The organism is Alkaliphilus oremlandii OhILAs (assembly GCF_000018325.1).
GTDB classification, from domain to species: domain Bacteria; phylum Bacillota; class Clostridia; order Peptostreptococcales; family Natronincolaceae; genus Alkaliphilus_B; species Alkaliphilus_B oremlandii.
In genome coordinates this window covers 516,062-538,144 of the sequence record NC_009922.1, presented here as the reverse complement: position 1 = coordinate 538,144, position 22,083 = coordinate 516,062, and the positions used below count along the sequence as shown (strand labels likewise).

Here is a 22,083-nt window from a genome sequence, read left to right as displayed (position 1 = left end):
TTACTTTCCATCTTTCGTAACGCCCCCTTTAAAATTAATATCCTTTACCGGGATAAAGTTCAATAGATAGCTTCGTACTTTCCCAGTGTACTGTCCTTCTAGGGTTTGATGAACCCATTCCTTCTCATCTTCAGATCGAATCAAAATCTCTGTGCTTCCTTCCATACTAGTCTTGTTCACCTTTACAACTCTATAGGTAAGAAGTCCTGTATTTTTCAAAATATTACTGCTAAGAGGGGCTGTTTGGAGCGTATATTGTCTGTACAGCTCCAATTCCCCTTCCAACGGCCCCACAGGATCCAATATATTGGATTTCACTATGAGAATGCAGGCAAGGACAACCGTGACCACAATCATACTCTTTGATCGTTTATCCATTTTGATCCCCCAAATCATGATTAATCAATGCAACAGCTTTGCTCATTAAATAGTGTAGCCGATCGTACTGCCCTATATAGAACAAATATCCCAGTAGTGCTTCGAATCCAGTAGCATATTTATACTCTGTCAAATCTGCATTTTTAGGTACGGTGGCCGATTTTTGATTTCTTCCTCTTTTCACTATGGTCCACTCCGGCTCACTTAACTCGGACTCTAGAGCATGTACAACATGGGATTGGGCCTTAGCCCGTACATAGTGGGTTGCTCTTTTATGGTACTGATTCACTGATACCGTCATTTCGTTGATTAAGTAATTTCTAATAAACACTTCATATAGAGCGTCACCAATGTATGCCAGCACCAGAGGCGCCATCATTCTCGCTTCAGCTTCACTTTTTACCTTCGTATGATCTTGCATTTTCTTTATAAATTCATCCATATATCATTTATCCTTTACTATAGTTTTCGCCATTTAACACCTTGCGCCGTATCCTCTAATACAATGCCTTTTTCCTTTAAGTCATCTCGAATTTTGTCGGAAAGTGCAAAGTTTTTATCTTTTCTAGCCTGCTGTCTCTCCGCAATCAGTCTTTCTATCTCTTCCTCTAAATCCTCTGCTTCCCTCTTTAACAGCCCTAGGACACCAGTTAACTCCATCAGTAAATCATAGGACGCCTCCACCGCTTTTTTTGAATTTTTCTCAGAAATATGACTATTGATTTCTCTTACCAAATCAAAAATTACAGCAATTCCATCAGCCGTATTAAAATCGTCATCTACGGCATCTATAAATTGATTTTTAAAAGACTGTAAACCATGGATAAAATTCTTCTCTTCTTCCGACACTTCTCTCTCTGCTGCATTTTCTAAAAGGTATTCTAAGTTATTTTTACCTGTATACAGTCGGTCCAAACCATTTTTAGCAGCCTCTAATAAGTCTCTGCTGAAGTTAATCGGATTTCTATAGTGAGCGGAAAGCATGAAAAAACGAAGATTCTCTAAATCAAACTCTTCCGAGATCTCTCGCGGCGTAAAGAAGTTGTTCAGTGATTTTGACATTTTCTTATTGTCCACGTTTAAATATCCTACATGTAGCCAATAGTTTGCAAATTTCTTTCCGGAGCAAGCTTCACTCTGGGCAATTTCATTTTCATGATGGGGGAATACTAAATCCCCTCCACCGCCGTGAATATCGATGGTCTCTCCTAAATATCTTTTTGCCATAGCAGAGCACTCGATATGCCAGCCCGGTCTTCCATTTCCCCAAGGACTTTCCCAGCTCGGTTCACCTGCTTTTGCACTCTTCCAAAGAGCAAAATCTAAAGGATTTTTTTTATACTCATTAATTTCTATTCTAGCACCCGCTTGTAAATCTTCAAGGCTTTGCTTTGAAAGTTTTCCATATTCCTCATATTTAGAAACATCAAAGTATACATCGCCGTTGGACTCGTATGCATGGCCCTTCTCCACCAGCTTTGCAACAAAGGCTATAATTTCTGCCATATTTTCCGTTACCTTAGGGTGAATATCTGCTTTTTCTATTCCCAAGGTGCCGGCATCATAGAAATACTCTTTAATGAAGCGTTCGCTGATTTCCTCAGGCGCTACGCCTTCTTCATTGGCCCTTCTTATGATCTTATCGTCTACATCTGTAAAATTCTGTACAAAGGTTACATCGTATCCTCTATAGATCAGATATCTTCTGAGAGCATCGAATACCATGAATGTTCTCGCGTTTCCTATATGGAAGTAGTTGTATACTGTAGGTCCACAAGCATACATCCTAACCTTTCCCTCTTCTAAAGGAATAAATTCTTCTTTTTTTCTGGTCAATGTGTTATAAAGCTTCATTATTTTCGCTCCTCCATTTCAATTATTTTGTTTTGAAGTTCTGCAATTTTCTCTTTTAAACATGTGAGTTCATCCATAATTGGGTCTGGCAGTTTAATTTGATCTAAGTCGATGCCATTATCACAGCTATTAATCTTTACATTATCTTTTACTACGATTCTTCCCGGTACCCCAACCACGGTACAATTGGGAGGAACCTCTTTTAACACTACAGAGCCTGCACCGATTTTGGAATTCTCCCCTACGGTAAAAGGTCCCAGCACCTTGGCACCAGAGGAAATCACCACATTATCCCCGATGGTCGGATGTCTCTTCCCCTTTTCCTTTCCTGTACCACCCAATGTTGCCCCTTGATAGATGGTCACATTGTTTCCAATTTCAGCAGTTTCACCTATGACTACGCCCATTCCGTGGTCAATAAAAACCTTTCTGCCGATTTTAGCTCCCGGATGTATTTCAATGCCCGTAAAAAATCTTCCAATGTTGGATATCATTCTAGGCAGAAGGCTTAATCCTCTTTTGTAAAAATAATGAGAAATTCGATGAATCAGAATCGCATGTAATCCTGGATAGCAAAGAATGACTTCTATCATCCCTTTTGCAGCAGGGTCCCGTTCAAAAATCGCATCCACATCATCCTTAATTGTTCTAAAAAAACGAATCATCCTCATCTCCCCTTCAATCAACAATTGATTTATTCCACTAATCTAAAGCTTTCTTAGCTTCTTTTAAAAACAACAAAAACCACCCCTGAAAAGATCAGAGGCGGTTGTATTTAATCCGCGGTCCCACTCTGGTTGAACCATAAAAAGCATTCCACTCCAAGTCTTTAACGGAACCACCCGATTAGCCCTACTAAAATTTCAAGCCATAGCTCCCAGATGCATTTCAGTCCACCGTCTATTGAAAGCTGCTTTCAGCCAATGGCAGCTTATCTCTTGCAATTCGTATGAACTTACTTCTTCTGTTCTTCGCTTTTTGAATATTTATTTCATAGATTGGATTAGGTCATAAACATATTCTATGCGATCCAGTATGTTTTTGCTACCTAAAACTTTCATCACAAGTGGTAGATCTGGGCCATGAACTTCCCCAGTTAAAACCACACGAATCGGTTTAAATAGATTGGGTCCTTTAATTCCTGTTTCCTTTTGAATCTCTTTAAACACACTCTTGCCAAACTCTTCATCGATCACTTCAGCAGCTTCTACCTTTGCCTTCAATACATCTAAAAGCTGCGGCAAATGTTCTACCTGAATCAGCTCCTTAGACTCTTCGTCCTTTAATTCGATTTCAGCATTGAAGAAAATTCCAGCCTTTTCTTTAATCTCTGCAACATAAGATATTCTGTCTTGAAGAACGCTTACCAGATCCTTTAACCATTCATATCGCTCTTGAGCATCGGACTCGGTAATATAGCCAGCCTCAATCAAATGAGGTATTGCAAGATCTGTAATACGCTCTACGCTACTTTCTCTAATATAATGTCCATTGACCCAGTTTAACTTATGAACATCAAAAACGCCACCGCTCTTAGAAACTCTTTCTAAAGAAAAGTTTGCTTCCAGCTCTTCCATGGAGAATATTTCATTATTATCCTCAGGACTCCATCCAACCAAAGCGATGTAGTTTACAAGGCCTTCTGGTAAGTAGCCCTTCTTTAAGAAGTCTTCAACAGCAACGTCTCCTTGACGCTTACTCAGCTTTTTACGGTCTGCATTTAAAATATTCGGTAAATGCACATATTGTGGCGCTTCCCATCCAAATGCTTCGTATAGGTATACATGCTTCGGTGTAGAAGGCAACCATTCTTCTCCACGGATTACGTGTGTAATTTCCATAAGATGGTCATCTACAACCACTGCAAAGTGATACGTTGGAAAACCATCGGATTTCATCAATACTTGGTCATCTAAGTCCGCCGTATTCATCACCACATCGCCACGAACGATATCATGGAACTGAATGTCTTTATTTTCTGGCAATCTTAATCGAATAACGTAAGGCTGTCCTGCATTCAACTTTTCTTCGATTTCTTCTTTAGAAAGATTACGACAATGACCGTCATAGCCTGCATTCAGTCCTTCTACCTTTTGCTTTTCTCTGACTTCATCCAATCTTTCTTTGGAGCAGAAGCAATAATAAGCATGGCCTTTTTCTAATAATATATCCATATATTTTTTATAAATTTCTAATCTTTCAGATTGAATATACGGTCCAAAATCTCCTTTTTGGCCCAAAGTCTCTCCAGTAAAAACAACGCCTTCATCGTGGTGAACGCCTGCCCACGCCATAGAACGAAGCATCCCTTCAATTGCGCCTTCAACGTAACGACTTTGATCCGTATCCTCTACTCTCAAAATATACTTTCCATTGGACTTCTTTGCAAATAAATAATTATACAATGCTGTTCTTAAGCTTCCTATATGTACAAACCCAGTCGGACTCGGTGCAAATCTCACTCGTACAGACATTTTATCCCTCCAATTTAGCCTATAATATCATATTATTATAACCCATTCCCTAGTTTCAATCAAGAAAAGGTTACGCACGGTGCCTCTATTTATTCGTAAATTTACCAAATAGAGAACGGAATAAATTCCCTATCATCTCGATGATTTTTTGGAGTAAAGATTTCACTTCTTCATTATCCTTGATGGTTTGGTCAATCTTCTCACCGATGCCCTTCAGCTGCTGGCGGACCTCTTTCATATTTAAATTCAGTTTATTTATTTTTTCCATCAGCTTAGAAATCTCTTCGATTTGCTCCATATTTAGGTTAATATCTAAGCGACCTGCCATATCTACAACGACTTTCTTTATTTCCTCGTTGTTTTTCAACCTTTTTTCAATGACTTCTTCCTTTACAACCTTAATCAATTCTGCTGCCTTCTCTTGACCGATTTGCTCCCCTAATCTTCCAGTTTGGAATACTTCCTCATTGGCTACCTTTTTTTGTTCTTCGCTGATCTTTTTACCCGTCGCCTTTTCAAATGCCTTCAATATGCCCGTCAACGCTCCTGTCCCTGAAACTGGGAATGGGGCTGCTGCAATAACCTTAGCATCCTTTACCCCTGCAGTAACCAATGCACTCTGATACATTTCCTTGGTCACCCAAGAAATATTATAGGTTTCTACCTGGATTCCTGAACCTTCCTCTAAAATTTCTACATATGCTGAGGACATGGTTATTTTCCCAAGCTGAGCCTCCGTGGCAATCCCCTCTAAGTAAGCTCTTTCCTCTTGGTTGTTAACCTCTATGATGGTTACTGCTCCTTCCGATACATTAAAAAGATCCAATATTTGATTTCGTTGAGATTCATTCAAGTTTTTTCCTAAGGTTACAACAACGGTATTGTCTGCATAGGCAACAATATTAAATATGGAAATAAAAATCACTAGGATTGTGATACATTGAATCAAGCCTTTGTTTTTCATGTTTACACCTCACTCGGTTTTATTTGTTATTTTACCACATATGATGGGCTTTATACAAAAGGATCTCCTTCAACGATACCTAAATTTACAAATAGAAGCCAAGGAATATCTTAATATATATTGGATATCCCTTGGCTTCTAGAATTTATCTATGAGCGATTGGAGGGAGCATAAGCTAATCCCAAATGATCTTTCTAGGGCAGCTCCTAATATGCTTTCGCTAGATATACCATATGTTTTGCTTCTTTGCCGCAGAATGCACAAGTATGGCCTAGGTTTTCCTGCTCAAAAGGAATACATCTGATGGTAACACCAGTTTCGGCTTTCACATGCTCTTCACATGCTCTTTCTCCACACCACATTGCTTTAACAAAACCAGGTTTAATCTCCATAACCTCTTTCATTTCATCGAAGGTTTTTACAATATAGGTCTTTTCGTCCCGCATCATCTTCGCCTTGTATAATAAATTGTTGTTAATATCCTCTAGCAGTTTCTCTACAGCTTCTTCTAAATCGTCTAGGGATACGGCGTCTTTTTCTAGCTCATCTCTTCTAAATAACATAGCTTGATTATTCTCGATATCTCTAGGTCCAATCTCGATTCTGATTGGAACACCTTTCATTTCCCACTCGTTAAACTTCCAACCTGGAGAATAGTTATCGCGATCATCCAGCTCTACTCTGAACTTATCCTTTAATCGATCGCGTAGTTCATTGGCTTTATCTAAAACGCCTTCCTTATGAGATGCTACTGGTACAATTACAACTTGAGTAGGTGCAATTCCAGGAGGCAGTACCAAGCCTCTATTATCTCCATGGACCATGATGATGCCCCCGATCAATCTGGTAGAAACTCCCCAAGAAGTATGGTAAGGATGCTTTAGCTCTCCATTTCTATCGGAATAAGTAATATCAAACGCAGTCGTAAAATGTTGACCTAGGTTGTGAGAAGTACCTGCTTGAAGTGCTTTTCCATCATGCATTAGGGCTTCCATGGTATACGTTGCATAGGCACCAGCAAACTTCTCTTTTTCACTTTTTTGTCCGATTACAACAGGCATCGCCAATAAATTTTCAGCAGTTTCTCTATAGATGTTTAACATTTGCAGGGTTTCTGCTTGGGCTTCTTCATAGGTCTCGTGAAGTGTATGCCCTTCCTGCCATAGGAACTCAGAGGTTCTTAGGAATGGTCTTGTGCTCTTTTCCCAACGAACAACACTACACCATTGGTTATATAGGAATGGTAAATCTCTATACGAAGTTAACCATTTAGAGTACATTTCACAAATAATGGTTTCAGAGGTAGGGCGAACACAAAGTCTTTCTGCTAGCTCTTCATTTCCCCCATGTGTAACCCAGGCTACCTCTGGTGCAAACCCTTCTACGTGCTCCGCTTCCTTCTTCAGTAAGCTCTCAGGAATCAACAGTGGAAAGTAGCAGTTTTTGTGCCCTGTTTCCTTGAATCTTTTATCCATGTAATTTTGAATATTTTCCCAGATTGCATAGCCATAAGGCTTAATTACCATAAAACCTTTCACTGGGGAATAATCTACCAAATCTGTTTTTTTAATAACATCCGTATACCATTGTGCAAAATCTACTTCCATTGGCGTAATTTCTTCAACAAATTGTTTCTCTTTTTTAGACATTTTCATTTCTCCCTTCTATTATTTAGCCCAACAAAAAAATCCCCCATCTCTATAAACAATAGAGACGAGAGACTGTATTCACCCGCGGTACCACTCTAATTAACCCAAAAGGTTCCCTTCATCGTATAACGGCACGAACCGGAAGAATCTACTTTTTTTCAACTCTTCACTCAAGGACTGGTTCAAAAATTAAAGCTTAAAAACCTTCCACCAATGGTTTTCTCTCTGGAAAGCATCCTTTTTTACTATTTCCCATCATAGATTTATAGATATTCTTCAATCCTATAAAACCTTACTTTGCTTAGATTGAAGTACTCAGTATCATCCAAGTATGTTTTTTATTTTATTCTTCTTAATAGAATAACCAATAATTCATATAATGTCAATATGGTAAAGGCGAGGAGGATCAAATTTATACAAGAATCTTATGCTTTAATAATACTAGCGATTGCGTTGGCAGCGATTCCTTCTCCTACCCCTACAAAGCCTAACCCTTCCGTAGTTGTAGCCTTCACGTTAACGCTGTCCATATCAACATTTATGGCGGCTGCAATATTGGCTCTCATCTGCTCTATATGCGATGCCATTTTAGGTTTTTGTGCAATAATTGTGGCATCTAAATTATGGATCTTATAGCCTTTGCTTTTTATCAGATTGGATACTTCTTTTAAAAGTTCCAGGCTATTGGCTCCTTTATATCTTTCGTCCGTATCTGGAAAGTGCTTTCCGATATCGCCTAAAGCCGCCGCACCCAGAATGGCATCCTTAATGGCATGGAGCAAAACATCTGCATCGGAATGGCCTAAAAGCCCCTTTTCATAGGGAATATGGACACCGCCAATGATTAGTTTTCTATCTGCCACTAATTTATGAACATCATAACCGATTCCTACTCTCATTTTATCTGCCTTCCCTTCTTGTTTTTAAAATTTCCTCCGCCACAATTAAGTCCTCCGGTGTGGTAATTTTAATATTGTTGTAGCTACCATGGATGATCTTTACCGTATGTCCCAGAGCTTCAAGAATCATGGCGTCATCAGTGGCTGTTGAATCTTTAGGCTGCTGATGATTGTATGCTTCTAGGATCAGGTCATATTGAAATGTTTGGGGTGTCTGAACCGACCACAAATTATCCCTTTTAGGTGTATGGATCACCTCCATGTTATCGTTGGATATCTTAATGGTATCTTTCACAGGTACAGCAGCAATACAAGCACCAGATTCTTTGGCTACTATTATACTTTCTTCGATAATATCTTTTGTGATGAGGGGTCTAGCACCGTCGTGTATCAGCACAATGCTACAATCCTGACTTACGGCTTTCAGTCCATTATAAACGGAGTCTCGTCGTTCTAAACCCCCTTCAACAATGGCAGAGACTTTTTGAAATCCATAGACTTCGATGATACTTTTTTTTAGAAACTCTACCTCTCCTGCACCGACCACCAGGATAATTTCATTGATGCAATCCATCTCCTCAAAAACTTTAATTGTATGGGCAACGATGGGCTGAGCCTCCAGTTGTATGTACTGTTTATTATAATCTCTGCCCATTCGCTTTCCTTTGCCCGCTGCTACGATAATAACACTTGTTTTAGAAATATTCTCCACCTACTTACTTTGATATATACTTTTCTATTATTATAGGATACTTTCTATACTTTCTAAAGAGGTTCTTTCATGGATTCGATTTTTTATTTCCTCGAGTTCCATCGCTTCTATAACCTTACTAAAGCTTTTCTTTTCTTCTACACATTCCTTATAAAAAACAATCACCTTGCTAAGGATCTTTGCTAGTTCATCAAAATCTTCAATATCTGCAATGGGTTTAGCTAAGTGAGGCTTTCGTCCAAGTCTTCCGCCGACATAAATTCGATACCCTTCTTGAAACCTTTTAATAGCGCCCGTAGGACAGGCTTGAATACATCGACCACAATGGATGCAGCCTTCCATATCGATCTTCGGCTCATCTTCCGCAGTGATCATACGGTCAGGACAGCTCCTAACGCATTGCTTACACCCTACACAGCGACCTTTCTCAATCTTGGGTATATGGTATCCTACAATGGATATATCCTTGATTTGAGGCTGTGAACAGCTATTGGGGCAGCCACTGATTGCTATTTTAAACTTATTATGAAAAAGCACAGGACCTTCTAAAGCCTTTTCCATGAACAGTTCTAAATTTTCATTCTGAATGACCCTGTAAAAAACCCTTGTCACCTCTTCATCATTAAATAGTGTGAAAGGACAGCCTTTTACCCCTCCACAGAGGCCTATATCCAAAAACTTTGAGCTTTCAATACCCTCAATGGATAAATCCATTGCACTTAAGTCTTCCAATTCTCTGCTTCCTTTTGCAGCTTCAATATCTTCCACATCCACGACTATTTTTCCTCTATTTTTAGCAACCTCTTCTGCCTTTCTTCTAGCCATGGCTCTAATAAAAAATGGTGCTTTTTTTATTTTTAGCTCAGCCTCACTTGTCCATTCCATCAATATCTACCTCCTACACTTAAGGTTCCTTTAATAATAGAGTATTGACGCTTCTGTAGATATCATTCCCATAGAAAAATTCCCCCTACAAATAAATGTAGAGGGATTGAATGTCATGGTATAATTCCGTGTAATTTAATTATTTTATGCGGATCTTTCTACTAAAGCCTTCGGTTTCGCAAAGATCATTCTTCCTGCTGCAGTTTGAAGCACGCTGGTTACTAATACATCGATGGTCTGCCCAATATATTTTTTCCCGCTTTCTACGACGATCATGGTGCCATCATCTAAGTAAGCTAATCCCTGCCCCGACTCCTTGCCATCTTTTACAACCTGTACGATCATTTCCTCACCTGGAAGAACCACAGGTTTTACCGCATTGGCAAGTTCATTTATGTTAAGTACTGCTACACCTTGGAATTCAGCAACCTTATTGAGATTATAGTCATTGGTTATAACTTTACCATCTAATACCTGTGCCAGTTTCAACAATTTCGTATCAACCTCTGCTATATCCGGAAAATCTTTTTCATACATTTTAACCTCAATATCCAATTCCTTTTGTATCATATTTAAAATATCCAGTCCTCTTCTTCCACGATTACGCTTTAATGCATCAGAAGAATCTGCGATATGTCTCAACTCCTCTAAAACAAACCCTGGAATTATTAATGGTCCCTCTACAAAGCCGGTCCTACAGATATCTGCAATTCTACCATCGATAATTACACTGGTATCTAAGACCTTAGGGCATCCTTGATTTTCTTTTTTCGATGCCTTTTCCTTTGTGAGATTCCGCTTTAAAATTTCCTGTATATTCGGTAATTCTATTATTTTCTTCGTTGCAACCTTAACCCCTAAATAAGCCATAAATATATAGATGATCGTAGATAAAATAGAACCGAAGATCGTAAATGGTACAATTCCAGTAATCAGGTTACTAATTAAATAAGCAATAATAAGTCCAATAATAAGTCCTACAGATCCTAAAAGGATGTCTACCGTTGGAACCTTTGACAGCTCCTTCTCAATCCAATTGGCAATATTCCTACCCTGTCTGATGAGCCAAGGCGATAAAATAAATAACATAGCACCGCTCGTTAAGGATGAAATTATAATTCCGATAATATAAGTCTTTAAATCACTTTTTATGTTGACCATGGCCATAACATTCACTATATATATATATAATGCCATACCTGCGACTGCTCCTAAGGCAGTCAAAATCCCACGAATAATTTTATTTATCATTGGATTTCACCTCCTATTCAACAATTATGCCCCAAATACTTTTTTTTAAAAGCAAATATCATAAATATTTTATAAATTAAATAGGAAACTTCGTTTTGTATTTGTTTCAAAGTGAAGTTTCCATAATGCTAATGCTTTATACACCTACTTAGAACATATTCCTACAAAGCCGTATCCGGCATTTCCTGCTGTAATATAACTTTTTCAACAAGCTTAGAAGCTTCCTCTTCTGATATCTCAGCCACAAGAACAATTTCACTCAACAAAATTTGTCTGGCATTATTCAGCATCTTTCTCTCGCCCGTAGATAAGCCTTTCTCTTTTTCCATCAATGTTAGATTTCTCACCACATCTGCTACTTCGTAAATATCGCCCGTTTTAATTAAATCCATATTCGCACGATACCTTCTATTCCAATTTTGATGCATCTTCGTTGTATCCGAAGCCAATATTTCTAAAACACTTCCAATTTCTTCTACATCAATAACTTTCCGAATACCTATATCATCTATTTGATCCAACGGAATCATTACCTGCATATCCCCTATAGGCATCTTCATTATATAGTACTTTCTTCTCTCGCCAAGGATTTCTCTTTCTTCAATAGATTCTATCACACCAGCACCGTGGATAGGATATACAACCTTCTCACCAATGTTAAACATAATTAACCCTCCCCAGAAAACGGTGATATACTACTAGTTTAGTATATAATAAAGTAGTGGTTTTGTCAAGCAAAACGATAATTTTATCACAGGAATTATTACTTGTCAAATATTTTTTTGTAGATTTTTGCGTTTTTTATAAGGAATAGAAAAGTTCTACTTATAGTGTGTTTCTAAAGAAGAACTTTACCCTACATGAGTTTCAAAAAAGCTTTCTCCTCACGATTTATAGCAGCTTTTTTATAAAATATATAATTAAGTCTTAAGTAGTAAATTTCTATAGTCACATTGACAAATAGAAGAGGATATCAGTATAATGAAAATAGAGTTTTCTTATGATAATTTCTGTGTTTTGTTTAAATAATATAGACCTTAGGAGTTGAATATATGAACCCATTTTCTTTCAATGAATTTCAAGACCAAGTAGACGAGGTATTAATTCGCCATAAGAGTATTTTAGATATTTTGACGAAGCTTCAAGAAAGCAGTTCTAAAATCAATCGCGCTGTAGCCAAATCTGTAACAGACTGCGGCTGCATTCAAGTCCATAGTCAAAAACAAAGTGCACCAACAGACATCTCTTTTTCAGAGCTACAGAATTATTTAACCAATCACGTTGAAGGGTACCTGTGTGATGTGTGTAAGGAAAAAATTGGCGAAGAAATTTCAAATAATATTTTCTATATTGCAGCTCTTTGTAATACATTCAATATCAATATCGATGATATGTTGGCAAACTATGCATCTCAATTAAAGACCTTAGGAACTTACGGTTTATTATAAAATAAAATTTGTTCGCTTGGGCTCACAAACTTTATGTCGCACTCAACTCTAGATAGAACTTAGCGTTTCAAGTGCTCAAAATAAAATTTGTTTGCTTAGGCTCACAAACTTTATGTCGCACTCAACTCTAAATAGAACTTAGCGTTTCAAGTGCTCAAAATAAAATTTGTTTGCTTAGGCTCACAAACTTTATGTCGCACTCAACTCTAAATAGAACTTAGCGTTTCAAGTGCTCAAAATAAAATTTGTTTGCTTAGGCCACAACCTTTATGTGGTACTCAACTCTAGATAGAACTTAGCGTTTCAAGTGCTCAAAAAATAAAGTGATGTAGAAATGGTTCAGTCCATTCTTCATCACTTTTTCTGTTTATATATGACGGTCCAAAAGCACCTGCTCCTGTAATCTTCTCAATCCATCTTTAATGGCCCTTGCTCTTGCCTCTCCAATGCCATCTACATCGTCTAGTTGTTCTGTAGAAGCTTTCAGGATCTTTTGGAAGCTGATAAATTGCTTTAATAAGTTATCAATTACAGTTAAAGGTAATCTCGGTATTTTATTTAAAATCCGATATCCCCTTGGAGATACAGAAATATCTAAGGCATTCATATTAGAGCCATAGCCCAGTATCTTCGCAATGGAAGAAAGATCCAATAAATCCTCTGAAGATAATCCCCTCAGAACCTTATGGATATTCGATTCTTCAGCGTCTAAATGGATCATATAATCCTTCACAACAAGTCTTCCATCTTCCACAACATTGGCCACCAATTCCTTCATCTGCATGCTCACTAATCGACCTTCGTTTCCCAGCTCATAAATATATTTCTCTATTTCTTGAACAACCTTTACGACCATTTCTGTTCTTTGGATCACAGTACATACATCGTAAACTGTAACTAAGTCTTCAAACTCCAATGCACTTAAGTTGATCATGGCTTGATCCAGCACAGACTTATATTTTTCCAGAGTCTGTATCGCCTGATTGGCCTTTGTTAAAATCTTGTTGGTATCCTGTATGATGTATTTACTGTACCCTCGATATAATGTAATGATATTTCTTCTCTGAGAAATTGAAACAACCACTTGACCAGTTGCCTTTGCCACTCTTTCAGCAGTTCTATGACGTGTGCCTGTTTCAGCCGAAGAGATAGACGGATCTGTCATGATCTGTGTGTTGGCATATAATATTTTTTTACTGTCGCTGCTTAAAACAATTGCACCATCCATTTTGCATAACTCATATAAATACGCTGGAGAAAAGTCCACATTGATGGCAAATCCCCCATCGATCATACTTCTCACATCTTCACTATCTCCGATGACAATCAGCGCTCCAGTTTTTGCCCTTAACACATTCTCTAATCCCTCTCTTAAAGGAGTTCCCGGTGCTACCATCTTAATGGTGTCAAGTAACTGCATTTCTTCTATGCGTGGTTCCTTCAAAAATGTTTCCTCCCTTACCCTGCTTTTACGATAACCTTACGAACCTACGAACCTTAATAATTTTAACATTATTTTTCCAATTAATCTACAAAATTTCAGCTTTCTATATTTAATTATGCAATGTTAGCATCTCCAAAGCATCCTTCAAAGTATCCACACCTTTACATTTCATATGAATCCCATCGAACTTAAACTTATTTTTCTGTGGTATCACAGAACGGGTAAAGCCCATTTTTTCTGCTTCCTTTAGCATTTTCTCCAAATGGCTGATGGGTCTTAGCTCACCAGTTAAGCTGATCTCTCCCATGACCACCATTGCTCTAGAAGCGATTGGAATTCCTCTCATACTGGAGTAGATGGCCATAGCAACACCCAAATCTGCCGAGGTGCCTTCTAGCTTTAATCCCCCTACCACATTGACATAAATATCTTGATTCATCAAAGGCAGTCCTATTTTCTTCTCTAAAACTGCAATAATCAAATTCAATCGATTGATATCAATCCCTACAGCAGCGCGCCGTGGAAACCCTGCATTGGTAGGTGCAACTAAAGCTTGTATTTCCACCAAAAGAGGTCTCGTTCCCTCTACGGTCACAACCACAATGGCCCCTTCCGCCTCCGTGCTTAAAGATTCTAAGAACATGGCGGATGGGTTGCTGACTTCAACCAATCCTTCTTCTCTCATTTCAAAAACACCAATTTCGCTGGTGGTTCCAAATCTATTTTTTAAAGCCCTCAGTATCCGAAACTCTTGAGTTCTTTCACCTTCAAAATGCAATACAGTGTCAACCATATGCTCTAAAACCCTTGGACCTGCTAGTTCTCCCTGTTTCGTTACATGGGCTACAATGAACATGGGAATATTCTTAGATTTACCAATTCTCATTAAATTATTAGCACATTCTTTCACTTGGGATACACTGCCCGGCGCCGAAGAAAGATCCTCCTTAAACAAAGTTTGAATGGAATCGATGATGATGAATACGGGCGCATACTCTTCAATATACTTCTCAATCACATCCACATTGGTTTCAGAAACGATGTACAAATCGTCAGAAAGTGAGTTCAATCGTTCTCCTCTCATTTTAATCTGCTCTTCTGATTCCTCCCCCGATACATATAGCGTTTTTCCATACCGGTTTGCAATGGTGCTACTGGCCTGTAATATCAGGGTAGATTTTCCGATTCCCGGTTCCCCTGTGATTAAAGTCAAGGATCCCTTGACTAAACCGCCGCCTAAAACCCTATTGAGTTCATTAATTTGAGTGTCATATCGCTCATAGGCCCCAGACTTTACTTCCTTAATTGGCTGGGGCTTCGATTGGCTGACAATGGTTGGTGAACGCTTAAAATCCTTTTTGCTCTCCAGCATCTCCTCCTCCATGGTATTCCAATTATTGCATCCCGGACATTTCCCAAGCCACTTTACACTTTCATACCCACATTCTTGACACACAAATTTACTTTTAATCTTTGCCATAGATTCACCTGCTTCTATTTTCTTATATCTATCTATTGTAGCATATCGTGAAGTCGTTAAAAAGCAAACCGTTCCAAATTAAAACTATGGTCGGTTTGCTTTTATTCATCCTCTATTTTATTATTGGCTCTATAGACCTACCTTCGGCCGAATGACAATCTTACCATCGGACAGATCTACTAAAACTGTACTTCCTGCTTTTATACTACCTCTTAATAGTTCTTCTGATAATTGATTTTCCACAGTTCTCTGTATCTCTCGTTTTAGTGGCCTTGCTCCGAATTGTGGGTCAAACCCCTTATCTGCAATATAGTTCTTTGCTTCTTCGCTGATTTCAAGATCAATCTCTAGAGCCTTTAGTCTGCTCTTTAAATCCACCAGTAGTAGATCCACGATCTTACCAATGTCCTCTCTTTCCAATCCATGGAATACAATAATATCATCGATTCGGTTCAAGAACTCTGGTCTAAAGGTTCTTCTCAATTCATCCATAATATTTTCTTTCATTTTTTCATATTCATTTTGAGCAGATTCTTCTTGACTGGCAGCAAAGCCTAAGATCTTCTGCTTCTTAATGGTGTGGGCACCTACGTTAGAAGTCATGATAATGACCGTATTCTTAAAATCCACAGTTCGACCTTGTGCATCCGTTAGCCGTCCATCGTCTAGGATCTGCAACAATATATTAAATACATCGGGATGAGCCTTTTCTATTTCATCAAATAGGACAACGGAATAAGGCTTTCTTCTAACCTTCTCTGTCAGTTGTCCGCCCTCATCGAAGCCTACATACCCTGGAGGAGAACCAATCAGCCTTGAAACCGTATGCTTTTCCATATACTCCGACATATCAATTCGAATCATATCATCTTCATTTCCAAACATGGATTCTGCCAATGCCTTGGATAGTTCTGTTTTTCCAACACCGGTCGGTCCTAAGAATATGAAGGATCCAATGGGCCTTTTCGGGTCCTTGAGCCCAACTCTAGCTCTTCTGATGGCCCTCGCTATGGACTTTACAGCCTCTTCTTGACCGATGACTCTGTTGTGAAGAATTTCTTCCATATTCAATAGCTTTTCAGATTCTCCCTGTTGTAGCCTCCTTACAGGCACTCCTGTCCAATCTGATACAATATTAGCGATTTCTTCGCTTGAAACGATGGCATCTTTATGCCTTTTATTGACATCATTCTTTCTCTCTGCCAGCGCCTCCTTCGTTTGTTTTTCCTCATCTCTCAGTTTGGCAGCTCTTTCAAAGTCCTGTACGCTGATGGCTTCTTCCTTCTCATTAGAAAGCTTCTCTAATCGCTCTTCTAAATCCCTTAAATCCGGCGGTGTGGTTACGGTAAATATTTTAACCTTCGATGCTGCTTCATCGATTAAGTCGATTGCTTTATCTGGTAAAAATCGGTCCGTAATATATCGTGCTGAGAGCTCTACTGCTGCCTTTAAAGCTTCGTCTGTAATCTTAACCCCATGGTGGGCTTCATATTTATCTCTTAGTCCTTCCAGTATTCGAATCGCATCTTCGATGCTTGGTTCTTCCACGGTAATTGGCTGGAACCTTCTCTCCAATGCAGCATCCTTTTCAATATGCTTTCGGTATTCATTTAATGTGGTCGCACCGATGACCTGCATTTCACCTCGAGCCAATGCGGGCTTTAAAATGTTGGCAGCATCGATTGCACCCTCTGCGGCACCTGCTCCGATAATGGTATGCATTTCATCTATAAATAAAATTACATTATCTACGGATCGTATTTCCTCCATGACCTTTTTTAATCGGTCTTCAAATTCACCTCTGTATTTTGCTCCCGCCACCATAGAAGCTAGATCTAGGGTCACCACTCTTTTATCCTTCAATATATCTGGAACATTCCCTTCTACGATTTGCTGAGCTAATCCTTCTGCAACAGCAGTCTTCCCTACACCTGGTTCTCCAATGAGGCAAGGGTTGTTCTTTGTTCTACGGCTTAAAACCTGTATAACACGATCGATTTCCTTGCTTCTTCCTATGACAGGGTCAATTTTTCCTTCCCTTGCCAGATCGTTCAGATCCCTACCAAATTGATTGAGGGTCGGTGTTTCTTTGTCGCTGCTTGCCGTATAATTCTTAGCGTTGGATGCTGAACTATTGCTGTTTAACAGCTTCAATACCGCTTCTCTTACATTCTGTAGATTTACCCCTAGCTGTACTAAAATTTTCGATGCAATGCCATCGCCTTCGCTGATTAACCCCAATAGTAAATGCTCTGTTCCTACATAATTATGGTTCAGATTTCTTGCCTCAGCAACACTCAATTCAAAAACCTTCTTGGTTCGTGGTGTATATCCCAACAGTTCTACAGGTTTATTTCCAACACCGATGGACTGTACGATAATCTGCTGTATATCCTCTACCTCTACACCTAAATTCTTCAATGCCTTTGCAGCAATCCCCTCTTCTTCTCGAACCAATCCCAATAATAGATGCTCTGTCCCTACGTAGCTATGACCTAATTGCTGAGCAATCTGTTGGGATAGGGTAATCACTCTTTGGGCTCTTTCTGTAAATCTTCCAAACATGGCCATATAGTTCCCTCCTCAATCGTACTGATATTTCTATAACGTTTCTCTTACTAATTGTGCCCTTTTTATATCTCTTTCAATACCAGATAAATCAGAATTAAAATATTTCTGTAAGTAGCCTGGTTGTATCGTTACCATCAATTCATTAATCTTTTCAATTGAAACATCCTGAATTAAATTTAAATTAACGCCTAGTCTTAAATCAGAAATTAACTGCATCGCCTCAGTAGAAGTCAATAGCCTTGCACTCTTTAGAATACCATAGGCTCTAAAGACTCTATCGGATAGCTCTATATTTTTGCTTGCCAGCAGATGTTCTCTTACGGCTCTTTCGTTCTGTATGATTTGCATCGTTACATCGTGCAGGGTACTTACCAGCTCTTCTTCCGGTGGCCCCAGTGTGATCTGATTGGAAATCTGATAAATATTTCCAGTATACTGACTCCCTTCCCCATAGATGCCTCGGACAGCTAAGCCAATTTTACTTGCCACATTAAATACGCCATTGATATAGCCCGTTAAGCTCAGTGCCGGCAAATGAAGCATGACAGAAGCTCTCACACCTGTTCCTACATTGGTTGGACAGGATGTTAAATAACCTAAGTTCTCATCAAAACTATACCGAATACTCTCCTCTAGCAAATCATCTATTTTGTTTCCTAGATCTAAGCATTCCGTCAATTGTAAGCCTGGCAACAAGCATTGAATTCGAATATGATCTTCTTCATTCACCATAATACTGATGGTTTCTTCTTTATTGATCAGTGCTGCACCACCTGTCGTATTTTGGGCGAGCGCAGGACTAATTAAATGCTTCTCTATGTAATTCAATCGTTCTATTTTGTCTTGTCTATTCATCTCAATCAGTTCAAATTCCTTTTTAAAAGAGGAATTTGCATTGGTTATCGTATGGTGTACCATCTCCAAAATATTTTTAGACTGCGCTTCATTTAAATCATTGGGAAATGGCATTGATTCTATATTCCGTGCCATGCGAATACGACTGCTGATCGCAATATCTGATTCTGGACCGATCTCTTTGACCCATTTCGGCATAGTATCCCTCCTAAATTCCCTTATTAATTTCTCCCTCAAGAGTTCTGATTTCATCTCTTATCTTCGCTGCCTCTTCAAACTCTTCTTGCATAATTAATTGTTGCAGCTTCGCCTTGGATGCTTTTAGTTCATTTTTCAATCGAATAACAGCTCCAGACTTTTTAGGGATCTTACCACCATGCTTCGTACTTCCTTGTATCTTTCGAATGAGCGGTAACAACATATCTGAAAAAGTTTCGTAGCACACACCACATCCTAATCTACCGCTTCTCTTGTAATCTTCATAGGTAGCATTACACTGTGGACATCTCTTATCCTCTTTGTAATCCATATTAAACCCAAGATTGCCCTCCAATAGGCTCGTTAAAAAATTCGGCATAGAAAAGTTATTCTCAAAGTTTGTTTTTTCATTTTTCCTTGCACAATCCTCACACAAATTTTTCTCTTGTTTTTTTCCATTGATGATTTTTGTTACATGTACATTTGCTTCTTTATTTTTACAGTCGTCACAAAGCATTTCATCCCCTCCAATCAGATTGAATCGAATTATCGAATGAACTACCTATATTATGTTTCAATTTGGCAATATTATAAATAATCTTGGTTTTTCTTACAAATACAATCTCTAAGAGTTTTCCTGAGTTTTCTATGGATTTAAGGAGTTACTTCAAAATATCAGCATATTTTCTACATTTCCTCCGTATATTTATATACCCTAACTATTTAAATTTATAACACCCGGTTAATTTTTTTGAAATAAATTGCTATTTTATTATCAAGCTTTCCTGATTATGGTTTGTAATAAAAGTAAGTTCTGAAATTTTTTTAAAAAATTAAAGAGGACTTTCATTAAAAATATAGAATATTTTAATAAATCTAAAATCTATTACATAAATTGCGAGGAGGAAGTGACATGAAAGGGTATCAAGCTGACCAAATTAGAAACATTGCTTTTTTAGGACATGGAGGTTGTGGTAAAACAACATTAACAGAGGCAGTTCTATTTTCGGCAAAATTAACTAATCGAATGGGCAGAGTTGAAGATGGCAATACCGTATCCGATTTTGATAAAGAAGAAGTTTCAAGAAGTATCTCCATCGGAACATCCATAATCCCTGTAGAATGGCACAATCACAAAATTAACCTTCTAGACACCCCTGGATATTTTGACTTCATTGGTGAGGTTCAAAGTGCCTTGAAGGCTGCTGGTGGAGCAGTAATACTAGTGGACGCTACAAGTGGTATTGAAGTAGGTACAGAAAAATCATGGGATCTTTTAGCAGATAGTAGTAAGCCTAGATTTATATTTGTTAATAAAATGGATCGTGAAAATGCAAATTTTGACAAAGTGTTAAGTGACTTAAGGGAAAAATTCGGAAAAAAAATTGCGCCCTTCCAAATTCCATTAGGAGCCAATGAAAATTTTATTGGAAATATTAACGTTGTAAAAATGATTGCAAGAGAATATACAGGCAAAGATTGCGTGGAAAAACCAATTCCACCAGAATTATTATCCGAGGCTGAAGCAATCAGAGAAATGCTCATAGAGTCTGTTGCAGAAAGTGATGAAGCCCTATTAGAAAAATTCTTCGCTGGGGAAACCTTTACAGAAAAGGAAATCCAAGAAGGTCTAAGAAAAGGTGTAATTAACGGTGACATTGTTCCTGTTATTTGTGGAGCTTCCTCTAAAAATATAGGTACTCATACCCTACTCGATATGTTAATAGATTATTCCCCATCGCCAATGGATATGCCTTCTAAGAAGGGTACCAATCCATATACAGAAGAAACTGTAGAACGTACTTTAGAACCGAACGAACCTTTCTCTGCTCAAATATTCAAAACCATTGTAGACCCTTATGTTGGTAAAATATCCTTGTTCAAAGTAATTTCCGGAAAACTTACACCAGACTTAGAAGTATTAAATGCTAATAAAGATGAAAAAGAAAAAATCTCCTCTTTATTCTTATTGAGAGGAAAAAATCAAATAGAAGTCAAGGAAATCGTTGCTGGAGATATTGGCGCTGTGGCGAAATTACAATATTCTAGTACAGGTGATACGCTATGCAGCGTTAACCACCCAATCGTATTTAGTAATATTGAGTTTGCAAAACCACAACTTGCTTTAAGTGTTGAGCCGAAGGCAAAGGGAGACGAAGAAAAAATAAGCTCCGGGCTCCAACGTCTCGCAGAGGAAGACCCTTCCTTCTTATTTGAAAGAAATCCAGAAACAAAACAAACCCTTGTATATGGGCAAGGCGAGCTTCATATTAAAATAATCACCAATAAGTTGAAAAATAAATTTGGTGTCGATGTAGATCTGAAAGACCCTAAAGTACCCTATAGGGAAACTATTAAAGGAAAATCTGATGTACAAGGAAAACATAAGAAACAATCCGGTGGCCACGGACAATACGGCGATGTTAAGATTCGTTTCGAACCTTGTGCAAGTGAATTTGAATTTGCAGAAGAAATATTCGGTGGTTCCGTTCCTAAATCCTATATTCCTGCAGTAGAAAAAGGACTAAGGGAATGTTTAGATACTGGAGCACTTGCAGGATATCCTGTAGTAAACCTGAAAGCCACATTGTACGATGGTTCCTATCACGATGTAGACTCCTCTGAGATGGCTTTTAAAATTGCAGCATCCCTCGCCTTTAAAAAAGGGGTTGAAGCGGCAAAACCAGTTCTTTTAGAGCCTATCGTAAAGGTGGAAGTTGTAGTTCCTGAAGATTTTATGGGCGATGTTATGGGCGATTTAAATAAACGAAGAGGTCGAATTTTGGGTATGGAGCCTCAACCAAAAGGAATGCAGCTGGTCGTTGCAGAAGCTCCTCAATCCGAAATGTTTAAATATGCTACAGACTTAAGATCCATGACCCAGGCTAGAGGCTCCTTTACAATGGAATTCGTTCGCTACGAAGAGGTTCCTCAAATGATCAGCGATAAAGTAGTAGAAAGTGCTAGAGCAGAAAAATAAAGTATATAAAAAAAGAGGTATGTGCTACATACCTCTTTTTT

19 protein-coding genes and 2 other annotated features are annotated in these 22,083 nt (G+C 38.4%); of the genes, 2 read left to right on the top strand and 17 right to left on the bottom strand.

Features of this window, described 5'->3' with window-relative positions; all coding sequences use genetic code 11:
• The 12 genes from CLOS_RS02450 to CLOS_RS02395 all read right to left on the bottom strand — a co-directional run bounded on the left by CLOS_RS02450 (position 1) and on the right by CLOS_RS02395 (position 11,731).
• Positions 1-378, bottom strand: a complete 378-nt coding sequence (locus tag CLOS_RS02450) for a hypothetical protein (RefSeq protein ID WP_012158348.1) — start codon at positions 376-378, stop codon at positions 1-3.
• Complete coding sequence (locus tag CLOS_RS02445) at positions 371-820, bottom strand: Mini-ribonuclease 3 (protein ID WP_012158347.1); 450 nt, start codon at positions 818-820, stop codon at positions 371-373. The genes CLOS_RS02450 and CLOS_RS02445 overlap by 8 nt, the downstream gene beginning before the upstream one ends.
• A gap of 17 nt (positions 821-837) precedes the next feature.
• Positions 838-2,232 (bottom strand): cysteine--tRNA ligase, encoded by a 1,395-nt coding sequence (gene cysS / locus CLOS_RS02440; RefSeq protein ID WP_012158346.1) that lies wholly within the window; start codon positions 2,230-2,232, stop codon positions 838-840.
• Positions 2,232-2,897 carry a serine O-acetyltransferase gene (gene cysE / locus CLOS_RS02435; RefSeq protein WP_012158345.1) on the bottom strand — a complete coding sequence of 222 codons (666 nt, stop codon included), beginning with the start codon at positions 2,895-2,897 and terminating at the stop codon, positions 2,232-2,234. Before cysE ends, cysS begins: the two co-directional genes overlap by 1 nt.
• A 93-nt stretch (positions 2,898-2,990) precedes the next feature.
• Positions 2,991-3,213 (bottom strand) — a binding site (T-box leader).
• Positions 3,214-3,218: 5 nt separating this feature from the next.
• Positions 3,219-4,706: a glutamate--tRNA ligase gene (gltX, locus tag CLOS_RS02430; RefSeq protein WP_012158344.1), complete on the bottom strand. Its 1,488-nt coding sequence runs from the start codon at positions 4,704-4,706 to the stop codon at positions 3,219-3,221.
• Between the two features lie 85 nt (positions 4,707-4,791).
• Complete coding sequence (locus CLOS_RS02425) at positions 4,792-5,670, bottom strand: DUF1002 domain-containing protein (RefSeq protein ID WP_012158343.1); 879 nt, start codon at positions 5,668-5,670, stop codon at positions 4,792-4,794.
• Positions 5,671-5,876: 206 nt separating this feature from the next.
• Positions 5,877-7,319, bottom strand: coding sequence for a proline--tRNA ligase (gene proS, locus CLOS_RS02420; protein ID WP_012158342.1), 1,443 nt, complete (start codon positions 7,317-7,319; stop codon positions 5,877-5,879).
• A gap of 57 nt (positions 7,320-7,376) precedes the next feature.
• Positions 7,377-7,587: a binding site (T-box leader), on the bottom strand.
• 157 nt (positions 7,588-7,744) lie between these two features.
• Positions 7,745-8,218 carry a 2-C-methyl-D-erythritol 2,4-cyclodiphosphate synthase gene (ispF, locus tag CLOS_RS02415; protein ID WP_012158341.1) on the bottom strand — a complete coding sequence of 158 codons (474 nt, stop codon included), beginning with the start codon at positions 8,216-8,218 and terminating at the stop codon, positions 7,745-7,747.
• 1 nt (position 8,219) lies between these two features.
• Positions 8,220-8,930 carry a 2-C-methyl-D-erythritol 4-phosphate cytidylyltransferase gene (gene ispD, locus CLOS_RS02410; protein WP_012158340.1) on the bottom strand — a complete coding sequence of 237 codons (711 nt, stop codon included), beginning with the start codon at positions 8,928-8,930 and terminating at the stop codon, positions 8,220-8,222.
• A gap of 30 nt (positions 8,931-8,960) precedes the next feature.
• On the bottom strand, positions 8,961-9,815 hold the full coding sequence (locus tag CLOS_RS02405) for a 4Fe-4S binding protein (protein WP_012158339.1): 855 nt from the start codon (positions 9,813-9,815) through the stop codon (positions 8,961-8,963).
• A 144-nt stretch (positions 9,816-9,959) separates the two neighbouring features.
• On the bottom strand, positions 9,960-11,066 hold the full coding sequence (locus CLOS_RS02400) for a PIN/TRAM domain-containing protein (protein WP_012158338.1): 1,107 nt from the start codon (positions 11,064-11,066) through the stop codon (positions 9,960-9,962).
• 161 nt (positions 11,067-11,227) lie between these two features.
• The gene (locus tag CLOS_RS02395) at positions 11,228-11,731 is read right to left on the bottom strand and encodes a CarD family transcriptional regulator (protein WP_012158337.1); all 504 of its coding nucleotides are present in this window, start codon (positions 11,729-11,731) and stop codon (positions 11,228-11,230) included.
• 387 nt (positions 11,732-12,118) lie between these two features.
• On the opposite strand from CLOS_RS02395, the gene CLOS_RS02390 reads away from it, so the two are divergent.
• Positions 12,119-12,514 (top strand): nucleoside triphosphate pyrophosphohydrolase family protein, encoded by a 396-nt coding sequence (locus CLOS_RS02390; RefSeq protein WP_012158336.1) that lies wholly within the window; start codon positions 12,119-12,121, stop codon positions 12,512-12,514.
• A 367-nt stretch (positions 12,515-12,881) separates the two neighbouring features.
• Here the strand turns inward: CLOS_RS02390 and disA are convergent, their stop codons facing one another.
• From disA to CLOS_RS02365, 5 genes are all read right to left on the bottom strand, one after another.
• On the bottom strand, positions 12,882-13,958 hold the full coding sequence (gene disA, locus CLOS_RS02385) for a DNA integrity scanning diadenylate cyclase DisA (RefSeq protein WP_012158335.1): 1,077 nt from the start codon (positions 13,956-13,958) through the stop codon (positions 12,882-12,884).
• Positions 13,959-14,067: 109 nt separating this feature from the next.
• Positions 14,068-15,438, bottom strand: a complete 1,371-nt coding sequence (gene radA, locus CLOS_RS02380; protein WP_012158334.1) for a DNA repair protein RadA — start codon at positions 15,436-15,438, stop codon at positions 14,068-14,070.
• Positions 15,439-15,567: 129 nt separating this feature from the next.
• Positions 15,568-18,009 (bottom strand): ATP-dependent Clp protease ATP-binding subunit, encoded by a 2,442-nt coding sequence (locus tag CLOS_RS02375; RefSeq protein ID WP_012158333.1) that lies wholly within the window; start codon positions 18,007-18,009, stop codon positions 15,568-15,570.
• A gap of 30 nt (positions 18,010-18,039) precedes the next feature.
• Positions 18,040-19,062 (bottom strand): protein arginine kinase, encoded by a 1,023-nt coding sequence (locus tag CLOS_RS02370; RefSeq protein WP_012158332.1) that lies wholly within the window; start codon positions 19,060-19,062, stop codon positions 18,040-18,042.
• A 10-nt stretch (positions 19,063-19,072) separates the two neighbouring features.
• Entirely contained in the window at positions 19,073-19,579 is a 507-nt protein-coding gene (locus CLOS_RS02365) for a UvrB/UvrC motif-containing protein (protein ID WP_012158331.1), read from the bottom strand.
• Between the two features lie 396 nt (positions 19,580-19,975).
• Between CLOS_RS02365 and fusA the strand changes: the two genes are divergently transcribed.
• The gene (fusA, locus tag CLOS_RS02360; protein ID WP_012158330.1) at positions 19,976-22,042 is read left to right on the top strand and encodes an elongation factor G; all 2,067 of its coding nucleotides are present in this window, start codon (positions 19,976-19,978) and stop codon (positions 22,040-22,042) included.
• The last annotated feature ends 41 nt before the right edge of the window (positions 22,043-22,083 follow it).

Bases quoted from the DNA above. Each gene is read 5' to 3' on its own strand.
- CLOS_RS02450 (WP_012158348.1), bottom strand. From the start codon at position 378: ATGGATAAACGATCAAAGAGTATGATTGTGGTCACGGTTGTCCTTGCC.
- CLOS_RS02445 (WP_012158347.1), bottom strand. From the start codon at position 820: ATGGATGAATTTATAAAGAAAATGCAAGATCATACGAAGGTAAAAAGT.
- cysS (WP_012158346.1), bottom strand. From the start codon at position 2,232: ATGAAGCTTTATAACACATTGACCAGAAAAAAAGAAGAATTTATTCCT.
- cysE (WP_012158345.1), bottom strand. From the start codon at position 2,897: ATGATTCGTTTTTTTAGAACAATTAAGGATGATGTGGATGCGATTTTT.
- gltX (WP_012158344.1), bottom strand. From the start codon at position 4,706: ATGTCTGTACGAGTGAGATTTGCACCGAGTCCGACTGGGTTTGTACAT.
- CLOS_RS02425 (WP_012158343.1), bottom strand. From the start codon at position 5,670: ATGAAAAACAAAGGCTTGATTCAATGTATCACAATCCTAGTGATTTTT.
- proS (WP_012158342.1), bottom strand. From the start codon at position 7,319: ATGTCTAAAAAAGAGAAACAATTTGTTGAAGAAATTACGCCAATGGAA.
- ispF (WP_012158341.1), bottom strand. From the start codon at position 8,218: ATGAGAGTAGGAATCGGTTATGATGTTCATAAATTAGTGGCAGATAGA.
- CLOS_RS02405 (WP_012158339.1), bottom strand. From the start codon at position 9,815: ATGGAATGGACAAGTGAGGCTGAGCTAAAAATAAAAAAAGCACCATTT.
- CLOS_RS02400 (WP_012158338.1), bottom strand. From the start codon at position 11,066: ATGATAAATAAAATTATTCGTGGGATTTTGACTGCCTTAGGAGCAGTC.
- CLOS_RS02395 (WP_012158337.1), bottom strand. From the start codon at position 11,731: ATGTTTAACATTGGTGAGAAGGTTGTATATCCTATCCACGGTGCTGGT.
- CLOS_RS02390 (WP_012158336.1), top strand. From the start codon at position 12,119: ATGAACCCATTTTCTTTCAATGAATTTCAAGACCAAGTAGACGAGGTA.
- radA (WP_012158334.1), bottom strand. From the start codon at position 15,438: ATGGCAAAGATTAAAAGTAAATTTGTGTGTCAAGAATGTGGGTATGAA.
- CLOS_RS02375 (WP_012158333.1), bottom strand. From the start codon at position 18,009: ATGGCCATGTTTGGAAGATTTACAGAAAGAGCCCAAAGAGTGATTACC.
- CLOS_RS02370 (WP_012158332.1), bottom strand. From the start codon at position 19,062: ATGCCGAAATGGGTCAAAGAGATCGGTCCAGAATCAGATATTGCGATC.
- CLOS_RS02365 (WP_012158331.1), bottom strand. From the start codon at position 19,579: ATGCTTTGTGACGACTGTAAAAATAAAGAAGCAAATGTACATGTAACA.
- fusA (WP_012158330.1), top strand. From the start codon at position 19,976: ATGAAAGGGTATCAAGCTGACCAAATTAGAAACATTGCTTTTTTAGGA.